Here is a 268-nt window from a genome sequence, read left to right as displayed (position 1 = left end):
GTCCTGATCGGGCTGAATGCGCTGGAAGAGGAGGAATTTCTCCGCGGCCTGGATCACCGCATGACGGGCAAGTTTGCGCGACGTGACGAGGAAATAGCAATCATAGAGCTAGCCCCGGAAAAGGAGGACCAGATTCCACCCGGCGGCCCGATCTGCCTGCAAAGCCTGTCGCCTGACCGACTGATCCTGATTTGCGAGGCGCTGGCGAAGAGCGTCGTCCTGGCCCGGCATGAACGCGAGGTTGCCAGCGTCTTTGACACGACTGAAC

At 60.4% G+C, this 268-nt stretch carries 1 protein-coding gene; it reads left to right on the top strand.

Annotated features, from left to right (window positions below; translation table 11 throughout):
* The coding region (locus QSV46_RS39875; protein ID WP_409997295.1) for an RMD1 family protein at positions 1-268 on the top strand (268 nt) is incomplete at both ends.

Origin of the sequence: Bradyrhizobium cosmicum (assembly GCF_032290525.1) — a bacterium.
Taxonomy (GTDB): domain Bacteria; phylum Pseudomonadota; class Alphaproteobacteria; order Rhizobiales; family Xanthobacteraceae; genus Bradyrhizobium; species Bradyrhizobium cosmicum_A.
The sequence above is the reverse complement of the archived record's forward strand: the minus strand, read 5'-3'. Positions and strand labels throughout refer to the sequence as shown.